Annotated in this window: 14 protein-coding genes; 7 read left to right on the top strand and 7 right to left on the bottom strand. The window is 69.8% G+C overall.

Annotation, left to right across the window (positions count from 1 at the left end; all coding sequences use genetic code 11):
• Positions 1 to 100: 100 nt before the first annotated feature.
• The 4 genes from fepB to JJJ14_RS02390 are packed head-to-tail and all read right to left on the bottom strand — an operon-like array spanning position 101 to position 4,294.
• Positions 101 to 1,201 carry a Fe2+-enterobactin ABC transporter substrate-binding protein gene (gene fepB, locus JJJ14_RS02405; protein WP_201444602.1) on the bottom strand — a complete coding sequence of 367 codons (1,101 nt, stop codon included), beginning with the start codon at positions 1,199 to 1,201 and terminating at the stop codon, positions 101 to 103.
• A complete protein-coding gene (locus tag JJJ14_RS02400; protein ID WP_201444601.1) occupies positions 1,198 to 2,190 on the bottom strand; it encodes an ABC transporter ATP-binding protein in 993 nt (330 codons plus the stop codon). Before JJJ14_RS02400 ends, fepB begins: the two co-directional genes overlap by 4 nt.
• Positions 2,187 to 3,305 (bottom strand): FecCD family ABC transporter permease, encoded by a 1,119-nt coding sequence (locus JJJ14_RS02395; protein ID WP_201444600.1) that lies wholly within the window; start codon positions 3,303 to 3,305, stop codon positions 2,187 to 2,189. The genes JJJ14_RS02400 and JJJ14_RS02395 overlap by 4 nt, the downstream gene beginning before the upstream one ends.
• The gene (locus tag JJJ14_RS02390) at positions 3,302 to 4,294 is read right to left on the bottom strand and encodes a FecCD family ABC transporter permease (RefSeq protein ID WP_236592885.1); all 993 of its coding nucleotides are present in this window, start codon (positions 4,292 to 4,294) and stop codon (positions 3,302 to 3,304) included. The genes JJJ14_RS02395 and JJJ14_RS02390 overlap by 4 nt, the downstream gene beginning before the upstream one ends.
• 260 nt (positions 4,295 to 4,554) lie before the next feature.
• Here JJJ14_RS02390 and JJJ14_RS02385 point away from each other — a divergent pair, with 260 nt between their 5' ends.
• The 6 genes from JJJ14_RS02385 (at position 4,555) to JJJ14_RS02360 (ending at position 10,217) form a co-directional block, all read left to right on the top strand.
• Entirely contained in the window at positions 4,555 to 5,079 is a 525-nt protein-coding gene (locus JJJ14_RS02385) for a PadR family transcriptional regulator (RefSeq protein WP_003789164.1), read from the top strand.
• On the top strand, positions 5,076 to 5,909 hold the full coding sequence (locus JJJ14_RS02380) for an ABC transporter ATP-binding protein (RefSeq protein ID WP_201444598.1): 834 nt from the start codon (positions 5,076 to 5,078) through the stop codon (positions 5,907 to 5,909). Before JJJ14_RS02385 ends, JJJ14_RS02380 begins: the two co-directional genes overlap by 4 nt.
• Positions 5,906 to 8,119: an FtsX-like permease family protein gene (locus tag JJJ14_RS02375; protein ID WP_201444597.1), complete on the top strand. Its 2,214-nt coding sequence runs from the start codon at positions 5,906 to 5,908 to the stop codon at positions 8,117 to 8,119. The genes JJJ14_RS02380 and JJJ14_RS02375 overlap by 4 nt, the downstream gene beginning before the upstream one ends.
• Positions 8,120 to 8,329: 210 nt before the next feature.
• Positions 8,330 to 9,067 (top strand): pentapeptide repeat-containing protein, encoded by a 738-nt coding sequence (locus JJJ14_RS02370; RefSeq protein ID WP_201444596.1) that lies wholly within the window; start codon positions 8,330 to 8,332, stop codon positions 9,065 to 9,067.
• Entirely contained in the window at positions 9,064 to 9,624 is a 561-nt protein-coding gene (locus JJJ14_RS02365; protein ID WP_201444595.1) for a DivIVA domain-containing protein, read from the top strand. The genes JJJ14_RS02370 and JJJ14_RS02365 overlap by 4 nt, the downstream gene beginning before the upstream one ends.
• A 50-nt stretch (positions 9,625 to 9,674) precedes the next feature.
• On the top strand, positions 9,675 to 10,217 hold the full coding sequence (locus JJJ14_RS02360) for a DivIVA domain-containing protein (RefSeq protein ID WP_201444594.1): 543 nt from the start codon (positions 9,675 to 9,677) through the stop codon (positions 10,215 to 10,217).
• An 83-nt stretch (positions 10,218 to 10,300) separates the two neighbouring features.
• On the opposite strand, the gene JJJ14_RS02355 is transcribed toward JJJ14_RS02360, so the two are convergent.
• Positions 10,301 to 10,612, bottom strand: a complete 312-nt coding sequence (locus JJJ14_RS02355) for a cupin (RefSeq protein ID WP_010614451.1) — start codon at positions 10,610 to 10,612, stop codon at positions 10,301 to 10,303.
• Between the two features lie 194 nt (positions 10,613 to 10,806).
• Here JJJ14_RS02355 and JJJ14_RS02350 point away from each other — a divergent pair, with 194 nt between their 5' ends.
• Positions 10,807 to 11,748: a GlxA family transcriptional regulator gene (locus tag JJJ14_RS02350; protein ID WP_201444593.1), complete on the top strand. Its 942-nt coding sequence runs from the start codon at positions 10,807 to 10,809 to the stop codon at positions 11,746 to 11,748.
• Positions 11,749 to 11,760: 12 nt separating this feature from the next.
• Here the strand turns inward: JJJ14_RS02350 and lysS are convergent, their stop codons facing one another.
• Both lysS and JJJ14_RS12695 read right to left on the bottom strand, forming a co-directional pair.
• A complete protein-coding gene (lysS, locus tag JJJ14_RS02345; protein WP_201444592.1) occupies positions 11,761 to 13,428 on the bottom strand; it encodes a lysine--tRNA ligase in 1,668 nt (555 codons plus the stop codon).
• A gap of 103 nt (positions 13,429 to 13,531) precedes the next feature.
• Entirely contained in the window at positions 13,532 to 13,657 is a 126-nt protein-coding gene (locus JJJ14_RS12695; protein WP_256694786.1) for a hypothetical protein, read from the bottom strand.
• Between the last annotated feature and the right edge of the window lie 5 nt (positions 13,658 to 13,662).

Below are 13,662 nucleotides of genomic sequence, written 5' to 3'. Positions count from 1 at the left end.
ACCGCGAGGGTCGATGTCGTCGATATACGTGGTGCCCCGGGCCGAGAGCCCGGGGCACCATCGCGTTGACACTGAGGTCGTCAGTGTTGCCATCAGTGTTTCACGAGGCCTTGGGGTAGGCCTTCTGGACGGCCTCGAGCATCTCGAGGGCCGAGTAGTAGTCCAGCCGGAAGGACGAGGGTGGCATGTACTGCACCTTGCCTCCGGTCACCGGGGCCGCCGAGCTGAAGGTCTCGTTGGTGGTGACGGCGTTCTTCGCGGTCTCGTCGGCGGCAATGACGACCCAGTTCTCACCGGTCAGTCCCGCCTGGACGTTCTCCGGAGAGAGCTGGACGATGTCCTTGCGCTCACCCATGGACTGGTCGCCCTTGACGCTGTCGGGGACGGCGGCAATGGTGAAGCCCAGGTCCTTGAGGAGCTGGGCCTGCGGGGCCTCCTCGGTGAAGGCGTTGGCGCCCTTGGTGCCGTCCCCGGGGACGGTGAAGACCGAGGTCGCCCCCTTCGGGACGGAGATGGCGCCCTTGGCCTTCTCGGCCTTGGTGGTGTAGTCCTTGACGACGGCGTCGGCCTTGGCCTGGCGACCGGTGGCCTGCCCCAGGGTCTTGGTGACGTCCTGCCAGGAGTGCGATCCGTAGTCGATGACGAGGACGGGCACCTCGAGCTGGCGCAGGCTCTCGACGACCTTGGCGGCCGAGTCCTGTCCCGTCTTGGCCACGATGATGAGGTCGGGGTTGCTGCCCGCGACCGTCTGGGCGAGGTTGTCCTCGGTGCCGTCGATGGCCTTGACGCCCTTGTCAGTGGCCTGCTTGGACCACTGGGTGAAGAAGCCGTTGTCGTCGGTCTTCTCATCCTTCTTCTTGGCCGGCGTCGAGGCGACCACCGGGGCGTCGAGGGCCAGCAGCGATCCGGTCAGGGTCACGGAGGTGGACACGATGCTCTTGGGTTCGGCCTTGATCTCGACGTCGACACCGTCGTCCCCCTTGATGGTGACCGGCCAAGTGACCTTGGGGGAGGCCGCGGCCGAGGCGGCACCGGAGGCCCCGGCTGAGGCCGCCCCGGAGGCCCCTGCGGAGCCGGCGGCGGAGGCGGTGGAGGTCGAGCTGGAGGAGCCGCAGGCCACCAGGCCGGTGCTCAGCACCATGGCTGCCACGGCGAGGAGGCCCTGCCTCAGGCGGCTGGAGCGCCGCGAGGATGCGTTCATCTATCTGTGTTCCTTTCTTGTCCGTCCTGCTGGGAACGAGCAGTCGGGCTGGTTCCTGCCGAGGCGGGATCGGCAGAGGGCTGTGGGGCCGGACCTCCAGTGGAGTCAGTGGGAGCGGAGCGGGTCGCGGCAGGGGCAGGGCCGGCCGGCGCGACCGCGCCCAGGTGACGGGGCACCACCATAGGGGTGCCGGCCACCGGGTCGGGGGCGATGACGGCCGCCAGGCCGAAGACCTCCTCGATGAGGTCCTCGGTGAGGATCGCGCTCGGGGAGCCGGTGGTGCGGACCCGGCCCTCGTGCATGACGATCATGTGCTCGGCGCAGCGCGCCGCCTGGTTGAGGTCGTGCAGGACGGCCACCACCGTGCGGCCGTCGGCATTGAGACGCCGGCACAGCTGGAGGATGTCGACCTGGTGGGCCAGGTCGAGGAAGGTGGTGGGCTCATCGAGCAGGATCGTCTCGGTGCCCTGGGCCAGGGCCAGGGCGATCCACACGCGCTGGCGCTGGCCACCGCTGAGCTCGTCGACGGGGCGGGCGGCCAGCTCGGTGACCCCCACCATCTCCATGGCCTCCTCGACGGCCTGCCTGTCCTGCTGCGACCACTGGCGGAACAGGCCCTGGTGGGGGAAGCGGCCGCGGGCCACGAGGTCACGCACCAGCATGCCGGCGGGCACGGTGGCGCTCTGGGGAAGCAGGCCGACCCGGCGGGCGACCTCCTTGGTTCCCAGGCGGACGATGTCGGCACCGTCGAGGAGTACCGCTCCTCGGGCGGGCCGGTGCAACCGGGCCAGGGCGCGCAGCAGCGTGGACTTCCCGCAGGCGTTGGGCCCCACGATGGCGGTGAAGACACCGGCAGGGATGTCGACGTCGAGGTTGCGGGAGACCACGTGGCGCTCGTAGGCGATGGTCGCACCTCGGGCGGCCAGGCGAGCCCCGGGGGCGGCCGGTCCGGCGGCGGTGTTCGCCTCGGTGGAGGACAGGTCGGTCACAGGGATCTCCTTCCGCGCGCTGCCACGGTCAGCGCCACCATGAGGTAGAGGCCACCGACGGCGTTGGTCACCACGCTCACTGGCATCGACTCGAGCACGAGCTGGCTGAGCAGGTCGGCGCCCACCATCAGAAGGCTCCCGGTCAGGCCGCTCACGAGCAGTGGGGACTGCGGGGAGCCGGTGAGGAGACGGGCCAGGTGGGGCGCCACGAGGGCGACGAAGCCGATGGGGCCGGCCGCCATCGTCACCACCGCCACCAGCACGGTGCCCAGCAGGATGAGGACGGCGCTGGCTCGGCGGGTGGGGCTGCCCAGGATGGTGGCCACCTGCTCCCCCAGGGACAGGACCTGCAGGTGGCGGGAGGCCAGCAGGATGAGGGTGACGGTAACCCCGATGGCCAGGCAGGTCGGAGCCACCACCGGCCACCGGGCGGCCCCGAGGGTGCCGGTGATGGCCTTGAGGGCGCCCAGGCCCTCGTCGTCGTCGACCCGTACCAGCAGCCAGCGGTTGACGGAGACGAGCATGGAGCTGATGGCGATCCCCACGAGGATGAAGCGCAGGCCGGTGAATCCGCCGCGCAGGGAGACGAGGTAGGTCACCGTGCCGACGGCGGCCCCGCCGATGAAGGAGGCCAGGGAGGCCGAGAGCATGGAGCCGGGCAGGAGGAGGATGCTGACGAGGATCCCGGTCTGCGCGCCCGTGCTGAAGCCGATGAGGTCGGGCGAGCCCAGGGGGTTGCGGGTGATGGTCTGGAAGAGGGCGCCGGCCACGCCCAGGGCCAGGCCCGCCACAAGCCCCAGCACGATCCGGGGCAGCTTCCACTTCACGACGACGACCTGGACGATCTTGCGCCCCTGCCCCTGGAGCGCATCGATGACCTCCTGGGTGGTGACGGGGAACTTCCCTAACCGCAGGGAGACCACGGCCACGGCGAGGCTGAGCACCAGCAGCATGAGGCCGACGATGACGTGGCGCGGGGTGATGAGCACCGACCGGCGGCCGACGACGATCCACAGGCGTCCGGCGTCGGCCCCCACGTGGAGGCTGCGTCGCGGGTCGGTGCCGGCGGGGAGACGCGATGGAGAGACGGCGCGGCCCGGTCTGATTCCCCTCATGAGGACCGGTCCTTCATCCGCAGGACCATGAGCAGCAGGACGGGTGAGCCGACGAAGGCCGTCAGCAGACCGACCTGCATCTCGCCGGGACGGGCCAGGACGCGGCCCAGGACGTCGGCGGCCAGGACGACGACGGGGCCGCCCAGCGCACACAGGGCCACGATCCAGCCCCGGTGGGGTCCCATGAGCCAGGAGGCCGTCAGCGGCGCCATGAGCCCAACGAACCCGATGGGGCCGGCCACCGTCGTGGCGGTGGCGCACAGGAGCGTGACGACCACCAGGCTCAGGCTCCGCACGAGGGCGACCCGGGTGCCCAGCGCGGCTGCGACGTCGTCGCCCAGGGCGATATTGTCCAGGGCGCCGGCCAGCAGGATGGCCGCCCCGGTCCCCGCCACCACGAGGGCCGCCACGGGCGGCAGGGGGATGTCGGTGCGGGTCAGGGAGCCGACCTCCCAGTCGATGAAGGTGCGGAACAGGTTCGGCATCGTCAGCACGACGCCCCGGATGACCGCCCCGGCGAAGGCCGAGAAGGCGACACCGATGAGCACCAGGCGCACCGGCGAGGGGCTCGAGGCGCCAATCATGCCGATGACCTGAACCAGTGCGGTCGCCACCAGGGCTCCTCCAGCGGCCAGGGCCAGCTGGTTGGGGACCGGGAGCACGCCGAGCACGGCGGTTCCCAGGACGATGCCCAGCGAGGCGCCGGCGTTGACACCGAGCAGCCCGGGCTCGGCCAGGGGGTTGCGGGTGACGGCCTGCATCACCGCGCCGGCCACCGCCAGAGCGGCGCCCACGAGCACGCCCATGATGGTGCGCTGCACGCGCAGGACGTTGATGTTGTAGCTGACGTTGGAGGCGTCGGGGTGGAGCAGGTAGTGGGCGACCTGGCCGGCGGGGATCCTGGAGGAGCCGATGAACAGGGAGGCCAGGACGCACAGGGCCAGCAGGATGGCCGCGGTCAGGAGGATGGCCGGGCGGCGTGCGATCACGCGGGCACTCACCTCCGCCACTGTCTGAGAACGGGGGCGACAACGGCCCTGAGGACCCCGATCGGCATCTACTCTCCCCACACCTGAAGTACAAAGGTCAACCTAACCTAACCTACGATGCCGGCCAGGGCCTGTCAAACACAGGCTGGCCTGTTGGTTTATTCGCCGCGATACCCCTACCCAACAGCAAGGACGTGCTCGTGCATATCCTCCTCACGGAGTATGTCGCGCGCGTATACACTCAGCGTATAGTCGCGGCCATGGAATCGAAACTCACTCTTCTTGGGCTGCTCAGCGCCGGGCCTGGGCACGGATACGACCTCAAACGCTCCTGGGACCACTGGTTCGCCGCCTCCAAGCCGCTGGCCTACGGCCAGGTCTACGCCACGCTCGCCCGCCTGGTGCGCGACGGGCTCATCACTCAGATCGAGACCGAGCCCGGAGCCGGCCCGGAGCGCAAGCGCTACGAGGTCACCGACGCCGGGCGCCAGAGCGTCGAGCAGTGGCTGCTGACCCCGGTCACCCCGGCCGGCGACGTCCAGGCCGACATCTTCGCCAAGACCGTCATCGCCCTCATGCTCGACGACGACGCCGGACGCCTCCTCGACCTTCAGCGCGCCGAGCACATGGCGCGTATGCGCGAGCTGACCCGCCTCAAGCAGGACGGAGACCTGCGCACGGTGCTGCTGGCCGACCACGCCCTGTTCCACATCGAGGCCGACCTGCGCTGGATGGAGACCACCGCGGCCCGCCTGAGCGAGCTGCGTGAGGAGGTGCGCTCATGAACGCTAGCCCCGTCACCACCGCCGTCACCACTGGAGTCACCACTGCACCCGGCCAGGGCCAGGCCGGCCTGCCGGGCGAGGTCATCATGCGCGCCCGCGGCCTGGAGATGAGCTTCGGGCAGACCCACGCGCTGCGCGGCGTCGACCTGGACGTCGCGGCCGGTGAGGTCCTGGCCGTCACCGGCCCATCGGGCTCGGGCAAGTCCACCCTCCTGCACGTCATGGCCGGGGTGCTCGTGCCCGACGCCGGGCGCGTCGACTACCACGGAGCCGACACGACCCAGGACATCGCGGCCCTCGACGAGGCGGCCCGCAGCCGCCTGCGCCTGAAAGAGTTCGGCTTCATCTTCCAGTTCGGTCAGCTCCTGCCGGACCTCTCCGCCCTGGACAATGTCACCATCCCCCTGCTCCTGGCGGGCACCCCGCGCCGGCGGGCGCTGGCCCAGGCCCGCGAGACTCTGGGCGAGCTGGGGCTCAGCGAGCACCTGGACAAACGCCCCACCCAGCTCTCGGGCGGGCAGGCGCAGCGGGCCGCCGTCGCGCGAGCGCTGGTGACCAACCCGCGTCTGCTCTTTGCCGACGAGCCCACCGGCTCCCTGGACTCCCTGGCCGCCGAGCGGACCATGGAGGTGCTGCTGAACTCGGTGCACTCCCGAGGCGCCGCCCTGGTCATCATCACCCATGACGCGCGCGTCGCCGCCTACGCCGACCGGGAGGTCACCGTGCGCGACGGTCGCATCAGTCCCGGGGCCACGCACACCGCAGCCGGCCCGAGCCGGCCGGGGCACGCCGAGCCGGGAAGCCCGGGCAGTGAGAGGAGCCGGTCATGAGTCGCATCGCCCTGACCCGGCTGCTCGTCGCCAACGACCGCTCGGCCCGGCGCCGCCTGGCCGGGATCGTCGCCGGCGTCATGGTGGGGGTGACCCTGTTCCTTATGCTGCTGGCCGCCGCCCAGGCCTTCCCCGAGCGCAGCATGCGCTCGAGCTGGGCGTCCACCGCCCTCATACCCGGCATCCCCGGACAGTCGAACCACACCGACCTCCAGCCCGACCACACCCTCACCGCCGGCGAGCTGGCCGTCGCCAGCAACTTCGACGTCGTCGGAAACCAGTCGATCACCGTCCTGAGGGTGGCCCTGCCGGAGTCGGGCACCACCTCGGTGAGGATCCCGGGCTCCGACATCGTCCCCAAGCGGGGCGAGTACCTGGCCTCCCCCGCCCTGGCCAAGCGCATCGCATCCCTTCCCGCCGACCAGCTCGGCGACCGCTACGGCAAGCAGGTAGGGGTCCTGTCCCCCGAGGCCGTCGAGGGACCGGATTCGCTGGTGGCCATCGTCGGGACGGACCTGGGGACCGTGGCCGCCTCCGAGTTCTACATCCCGCCCCAGGTGGTCACCTCCTTCCAAGGCATCCCCTACGAGAACGAGGCGTATCGGATCGCCACGATCGTCGGCGCCATCGCGGTGCTCGTACCCGCGCTGCTGCTCGTCGGGATCGTCACGGATCTGGGGGCGGCGCAGCGGGCCGAGCGCTTCGCCACGCTGCGCCTCATCGGGGCCACGCCCCAGCAGGTCGCCCGCACCGCGGCCCTGGAGATCGGGGCCACCACCTTCGTCGGCGCCCTGGCGGGCGTGGCCCTCTACCTGGCCCTGATCCCACTGGCCGCGCAGATCACGCTGAAGTCAAGTCGTTTCTACTACTCCGACCTGCTGCGCTCACCCGTCAACGCGGTCCTCGCCGTCGTCGTGACCACGGCGGGGGCGGCGGCCGTGGCCTGGTGGCGCACTCGACGGGCCGACCTCGGGCCGCTGGGCGGCTCCCGCGAGCGCGCTGAGCGCCGCCCCCACCTCATCTCGCTGGCGCCCGTGATCCTGGGGACCGTGGGGCTGGTCAGCACCCCGACGGTGGCCCACCAGAACTCCGATCTGACCATCTACCTGCTGCCGGTCTCCTTCCTGTGCACGATGCTGGGGCTGCTGTGGGCCGGGCCGGTCCTGACCTGGTGGGTGGCCCGAGGCGGCAGGGCCCTGGCCCATTCCGCGGCGCAGGTCATCGGCTTCAACCGGATCACTCAGCACCCCCGGGCGGTCTTCCGGGCGGTGGCGGGCGTGGTCGTCGCCGTCTACGCCATGACGGTGTTCGCCGTCGCCATCACCGTTGCTGCCGGGACCCGTGATGTCACCCAGGGTGGCGGGCACCTGAGCCCCACGTCGCTCGAGGCGACACCGACGATCAGCGACGAGGGCACCCTGAACAGCGCCGTCGACCAGCTCGCCGCCGTGCCCGGGGTGACGACGGTCGCCGTGGGGAGGATCAGCGGGGACGGCAAGCAGGACAGCCGGGTCATCCTCGAGGCTGACAAGGCCGAGGCCCTCGGAGCGCCGCACGTGGCGTCCCCGGATGGCGCGGTGAGCATCAGCACCCGCTGGCTGTATGAGAACGCGGCGGCCTCGCCGTCGCCGGTCAGCGCCGAGGAGCTGGCGAGTGCCCGTGAGCACGGCGCGCCCATCGTCCTGGTGGGCACCGACCCGGCCAGCCCCGGGGCCGTCGAGCGAGCCCGCACCGCTCTGGCCACCTCGGGCCTGGCCCTGGGGACCGCCCCAACCTCACCCAGCTCGATCCAGGCCCTCCAGGACACCGCCATGGAGAACCAGTTCGCCCAGCTGGGCTACATCGGCATCCTCATCGCCGCGGGCATCTCCGCGGTCTCGCTGGGGGTCTCGACGGTGGCGGCGCTGCTGGGGCGCCGGCGGGTCCTGGGTCTGCTACGGCTGGTCGGCATGCCGGCGGCGACGCTGCGCTCCATGGTGTCCTACGAGACGATGCTGCCGGCGGTCACCGCCCTGGCCATGAGCATCGGTCTGGGATGGCTGACCGCATGGGCACTGGTCGGCGGGGTGTCGGGGCGCCACATCAGCTGGCCGGGCGGCGGCTACTGGCTGGCGCTGGGGGCGTGCCTGGCGCTGGTGGTGGTGGCGACCCTGGCCAGTGCCCGCTACGGCCGGCGCATGCTGGCCGGCACCACCGTCCGATTCGAGTAGGAACGCACCGACGTGTCCAAATCGGTGACAAAGGCCGCGATCAGCCTCAGTCGCAGACAATGAAACCGCATGATTTCGCGGTTCTTCTCGGCAGAGTGACGGCCTGTGAGCTCCTTTGTCTCCGATATGGACACCTACCCCTCCTGCGCACCCGGGCACCGGGGAGAACAACCCCCGGTGCCCGGAGCCGATCTGCGATAGAACAGGACCATGACCGCAGGACGGACCGACACGGCCGCAGGCTCCTCCGCCGCGGCCTGCCCGAGGCCGCCGGCCCTCACGGCACCGGACCTCAGTCGCCTGCGCGACGGCGAGGCCGATGAGCTCACCGCCGGCGAGATGGTCGAGGACCTGGAGCTGGTCGAGGCAGACCTGAGCGGCGGCGACCTGTCGGCACTCACGCTGCTCAGCTGCCGGTTCTCGGAGGTCTTCGCCAATGACACCGACCTGGCCGCGGCGCGGCTGGTCGACTGCCGCCTGGAGCGCCTGAGCGCCACCTATCTTCATAGCCCGCGCTCCACCTGGCGCACGGTGGAGCTGGTCGACTCCCGTATCGGGGCCTGGGAGCTCTACGACGCCGATGTCGAGTCGCTCCTCATGGAGAACTGCCGCCTGGGCTTCACGAACCTCGCCGGAACCACTGTGCGCGACCTCCTCATCCGGGCCACCCGGATCGACGAGCTGGACCTGAGCGGCATCGACGCCCAGCGGGTCCGCTTCGAGGACTGCCAGGTGGGCACGCTGCGCCTGCACGGCGGGAGCCTGAGCGACGTTGACCTGCGCGGACTGGAGATGAGAACAGTCAGCGGTGTCGGTTCCCTGGCCGGAGCGACCGTCAGCAGCGGGCAGCTCAGCGAGCTTGCGCCGCTCCTGGCGCAGCACCTGGGGCTGCAGGTCACGGATCAGGATCACGCACAGAATGCGACAACAAGGAGTAGAAGAGCATGACGCTGCTGACAGCCGACGACGTTCTCACCGTGAAGTTCGAGGTCTCCTCATTCAAGGAGGGCTACAAACAGGACGAGGTCGACGTCTTCCTCGACGACGTGACCACCACGATGCGGGAGTTCGAGGAGCGACTCGGCACGTCACAGGACTCTTCGGGCCCCTCGCACCGGAAGGCCGAGATCCTCCTGACCTCCGAGGGCGTCAGGAACATCCGGTTCTCGACCACCCGGTGGTCTGGTTACCGCATCGACCAGGTTGATGCCTTCCTCGCCCAGGTGGTCTCGACTATGGAGGCACTTGAGGCACAGGTGAGCGCCGGCTCCTTCGCCGCCCAGCCGGCCGCCGGTGCCGGCGGGACCTACGGCGGCGGCACCTATGGCATGAGCCCGGCCCAGACCGGCTACGCCCCGGGCAGCGCCGACGGAACCGGTGATGCCCAGTACGCCGAGGCGATTGCGCAACGCGACCAGTACATCGCCCAGCTCCAGCAGGAGGTCGCCTACCTTCGCGCCGAGCTCGAGTCCGCCCAGCGTCGGCTGGGGACGACAGGGGTCTAGGCCTCGCCGCCGCATCTGCCACCACACAGTCGTAGAGAGGACCAGGACACATGACGATCCTGACGAGCAATGACGTGGACAACGTGAGGTTCACGGCCACCCAGTTCCGAGAGGGCTACGAACAGCACGAGGTTGATAGCTTTCTTGAGAAGATCGCCAGCACGCTGAGGGTTCTCCAGGCAGGAACTAACTCCACTGGGTATGCCTCCGACATCGCCGGCGGCAAGGTGCTCACGGCTGACGACGTGCAGAGCATGAAGTTCCAAGGCACCAGGTTCCGGGAAGGCTACGAGCAGGATGAGGTCGACAGCTTCCTCGACCACGTCGTGGAGACGTTGAGGTACCTGGAGGGTGGCGCGCAGGCCTCCGGATATGAAGCACAGTGGGGCGGCGGCTCGTGGGACGGCGGAGTCAACACGTACGGCAGTGCGTCGTACTCCGCGCCGAGCGGCACCGACGGAACCGGTGATGCCCAGTACGCCGAGGCGATCGCTCAGCGGGACCAGTACATCGCCCAGCTCCAGCAGGAGAACGCCTACCTGCGCGCCGAGCTCGAGGCCGCCCAGCGCCGCCTGGAGATGTTCGGCGCCTAACCGCCCGCAGCGGCCTGTCCGGCCATCCGCACCACACACATGGTGCGTCGTCCTGGGAGTCCCCTCCGCGGACAACAGTGTGGTCAGATGGATCCCGCCTGCTCGATGACGAGGATCCGGGCCGTCCCCACAGGGTGGGCAACATGTTCGTCGCCATCCTCGGCGACGAAGATGCGTCCGGGCTCCAGCCGAGTCACGTGGGTCCCGGCCTCGTCACGATAGTGCATGTCAACTGCTCCATCGAGAACAACGAAGACCTCGACGCCGTCGTTGGTGTGCCAGACATAGGGTTCGTCAGTCCAGTGAAGCCGCACCGTGGCATCCGCGATACGGGCCAGGTCAACAGCGGCCCACGCCCGGTCGAGTGTGACATCACCAGCAGTAACGATCTTCATCGCGCACCTGTCTTTCTCTCGATACCTGTCTGTTCGAGTGACGCCAGAGAGCTCGAGGCGATGCTCAGCCACGCGCCCCGCTCGAACAGGTTGACGACAACACGTCGACTCATCACCGCAGTCTGGTCGTCACGAGGGGCGAGCACGAGTGGCAGAAATGACACGCTACGCGCAATTCCTGCCATCATGTGCGCATGACACATGCCGTTGTCGCTCTAGCCCTGCCAGGCGTCGTCGCCTTCGACCTGTCCACAGCCGCTCAGGTCTTCGGCCACCCTGAGGAGGATGAGTACTCCTTCGAGGTGGTGACATCTGATGGCCGCCAGGTGCCGTCGTCCACCGGATTCCAGATCGCAGGAGTAGGCGATCCTTCCTCTCTGCGCCGAGCCGATACCATCGTCATTCCCGGGTACAGCCCCCACATCACACCCAGTGATGACGTACTCGAGGCACTGCGATCAGCGCACTCCCACGGCACCCGAGTCGTCTCCATATGCACCGGGGCCTTCGCGCTCGCCCCAACGGGGCTTCTGGACGGCCTGTCAGCCACGACCCACTGGCAGGACGCCCAGGAACTACGCACGGCCTACCCGGCCGTGGACGTCACGCCCGATGTCCTGTACATCGACCACGGGCACGTAGCCAGCAGCGCCGGGGTTGCGGCCGGAATCGACCTGTGCCTGCACCTGGTGCGCCGTGACCATGGGGCCGCAACAGCCAATCGCATCGCACGGCGAATGGTCGTCCCACCCCACCGCGCAGGAGGCCAGGCCCAGTACGTCGCACCGGCAGCCCGCCCCCGTCATCCGGAGAACAGGCTGGCGGAGCTGACCACCTGGGTCGTGGCGCACCTCGATCTCCCAGTGGGCGTCGCGGATCTTGCTCGCCGTGCGCACCTGTCTGAACGGCAACTGGCACGCAGGTTCGTCGCCGAGACTGGGCAGAGCCCGCTGCAGTGGCTTCTCCACCAGCGTGTGCTGGCCGCCATGGATCTGCTTGAGACGACCGGCCTGCCTCTGGAGGCCATCGCCACGCGCACAGGCCTAGGAACGGCCAGCACCTTGCGTCGTCACTTTCTCAGACACGTGGGCACCACGCCCAGCGCCTATCGAAAGACGTTTCGCGGTCCCGAGTAACGGCTCGAGGGCTCAGCCCCGCTTGACCAGCGGGAAGGTGATGGTCTCGCGGATGCCCTGGCCGGTGAGCACCATGAGGAGTCGGTCGATGCCCATGCCCATGCCGCCGCTGGGCGGGAAGCCCTGCTCCATGGCCACCAGGAAGTCCTCGTCCAGGATCATGGCCTCGGGGTCGCCCTTGGCGGCCGCCAGGGCCTGGGCCTCGAAGCGCTCGCGCTGGACCACGGGGTCGGCGAGCTCGGAGTAGGCGGTGGCGGTCTCGAAGCCGCGCACGTAGAGGTCCCACTTCTCGGTCAGGCCCGGCTTGCTGCGGTGGTAGCGGGTCAGCGGCGAGGTGTCCTCGGGGAAGTCGTAGACGAAGGTGGGCGCCCACAGCTTGTTGCCGACGAGCTCCTCGAAGATGTCCTCCACGACCTTGCCGGCCACGGCGTAGTCGTCGATCTCCAGGCCGATCTTCTCGGCGTAGGCGACCAGCTGCTCGCGCGGGGTCTCCACGGTGATCTCCTCGCCAAGGGCCTCGGAGACGGAGGTGTAGAGGTCGATCTTGTCCCACTCGCCCGACAGGTCGTACTCGGTGCCGTCGGCCAACGTGACCACTTCCCCGCCCTCGGGCAGGTCGAAGGCGTCTCGGGCCGCCTGCTGCACGAGGTTGCGGGTCAGCTCGGCCATGCCGTCGTAGTCGGAGTAGGCCTCGTAGGCCTCCAGGGCCGTGAACTCCGGGGAGTGGGAGGAGTCGGCGCCCTCGTTGCGGAAGTTGCGGTTGATCTCGAAGACGCGGTCGACGCCGCCGACCACGGCGCGCTTGAGGTAGATCTCCGTGGCGATGCGCAGGTAGAGATCCATGTCGAAGGCGTTCATGTGGGTGATGAACGGGCGCGCAGCCGCCCCGCCGTGAATGACCTGCAGCATGGGGGTCTCCAGCTCCAGGTAGTCGCGGCGGAAGAAGTTCTCGCGGATGGAGCGCACGACGGCGGCGCGGGTGCGCACCATGTCGCGGGCGGCGGGCCGGGTGAGCAGGTCGAGCTCACGACGGCGCACGCGCTGCTCCTCCGAGAGCGTCACCGCCTCGCCGGCCTCGTTGGTCCAGGTCTTGGGCAGGGGGCGCAGCGCCTTGGAGGCGATCCGCCAGGCGGGGATCTCGACGTCGTCGTCCCCGGCGGAGGCGGCCTCGGCTCCCTCGCGCAGGACCGGCTCGGCCATGACGGACAGCTCGCCGCGGCGTGAGGAGATGACGCGGCCGTGGACGAAGAGGTGGTCGCCCAGGTCGACGTCGGCCTTGAAGGCCGCGAGCGCGGTGTGGCCCTCGGCGGGCAGGGCCTTGGCCGAGAGCATGGCCTGCAGGGTGGTGCCGGCCCCGTCCTGGAGGGTGACGAAGCACAGGCGGCCGGTGTTGCGCAGGAAGACGACGCGGCCGGCCACGCCGACGACGTCGTCGGTCTCCTGCCCGGCCTCGAGGTGGGCGTAGCCCTCGCGCACGGCGGCGATGGTGGTGGTGACGGGCACGGAGACCGGGTAGGGGTCCCAGCCCTCGCTGCGCAGGCGCTCGCGCTTGCCGGCGCGGACCTCGAACTGCTCGCCCGGGCCCGGGTCGGCCTTGGGCTGCTTGGGCTGGTCCGCCTTCGGCGACTGGGCGGCGTCGGTGGCGGTCGGGTCGGGGCTGGGGGTGCTCTCGTCTGTCACGTGAAGGAGTCTAACGGCGCCGGCCCTCCCCAGACGCTCCCTGGGTCCCGACGATGCCCGATCCACATCCGATCCTGGTCACACCGGGCGGCGGTTCCTCCGGTCAGATCCAGGTGGGCACGACGGCGGCCCCGGTCACGGCTTCCTCTCCCTTCCGGCTGCGGCGCACGGACACGCAGTACTCGGCCGGGAACCAGGTGGGGCCCAGGGCCTCGCCCTTGACCGGCACCCGGC

Origin of the sequence: Actinomyces sp. HMT 175, assembly GCF_016694895.1 — a bacterium.
Taxonomy (GTDB): domain Bacteria; phylum Actinomycetota; class Actinomycetes; order Actinomycetales; family Actinomycetaceae; genus Actinomyces; species Actinomyces oris.
Note: the sequence above shows the minus strand (reverse complement) of the source record. Positions and strands in the feature narration are given on the sequence as shown.

What these genes read in the sequence shown, in the direction of transcription:
- fepB (WP_201444602.1), bottom strand. Translation starts at nt 1,201, where the DNA reads ATGAACGCATCCTCGCGGCGCTCCAGCCGCCTGAGGCAGGGCCTCCTC.
- JJJ14_RS02395 (WP_201444600.1), bottom strand. Translation starts at nt 3,305, where the DNA reads ATGAGGGGAATCAGACCGGGCCGCGCCGTCTCTCCATCGCGTCTCCCC.
- JJJ14_RS02385 (WP_003789164.1), top strand. Translation starts at nt 4,555, where the DNA reads ATGGAATCGAAACTCACTCTTCTTGGGCTGCTCAGCGCCGGGCCTGGG.
- JJJ14_RS02380 (WP_201444598.1), top strand. Translation starts at nt 5,076, where the DNA reads ATGAACGCTAGCCCCGTCACCACCGCCGTCACCACTGGAGTCACCACT.
- JJJ14_RS02375 (WP_201444597.1), top strand. Translation starts at nt 5,906, where the DNA reads ATGAGTCGCATCGCCCTGACCCGGCTGCTCGTCGCCAACGACCGCTCG.
- JJJ14_RS02370 (WP_201444596.1), top strand. Translation starts at nt 8,330, where the DNA reads ATGACCGCAGGACGGACCGACACGGCCGCAGGCTCCTCCGCCGCGGCC.
- JJJ14_RS02365 (WP_201444595.1), top strand. Translation starts at nt 9,064, where the DNA reads ATGACGCTGCTGACAGCCGACGACGTTCTCACCGTGAAGTTCGAGGTC.
- JJJ14_RS02360 (WP_201444594.1), top strand. Translation starts at nt 9,675, where the DNA reads ATGACGATCCTGACGAGCAATGACGTGGACAACGTGAGGTTCACGGCC.
- JJJ14_RS02355 (WP_010614451.1), bottom strand. Translation starts at nt 10,612, where the DNA reads ATGAAGATCGTTACTGCTGGTGATGTCACACTCGACCGGGCGTGGGCC.
- JJJ14_RS02350 (WP_201444593.1), top strand. Translation starts at nt 10,807, where the DNA reads ATGACACATGCCGTTGTCGCTCTAGCCCTGCCAGGCGTCGTCGCCTTC.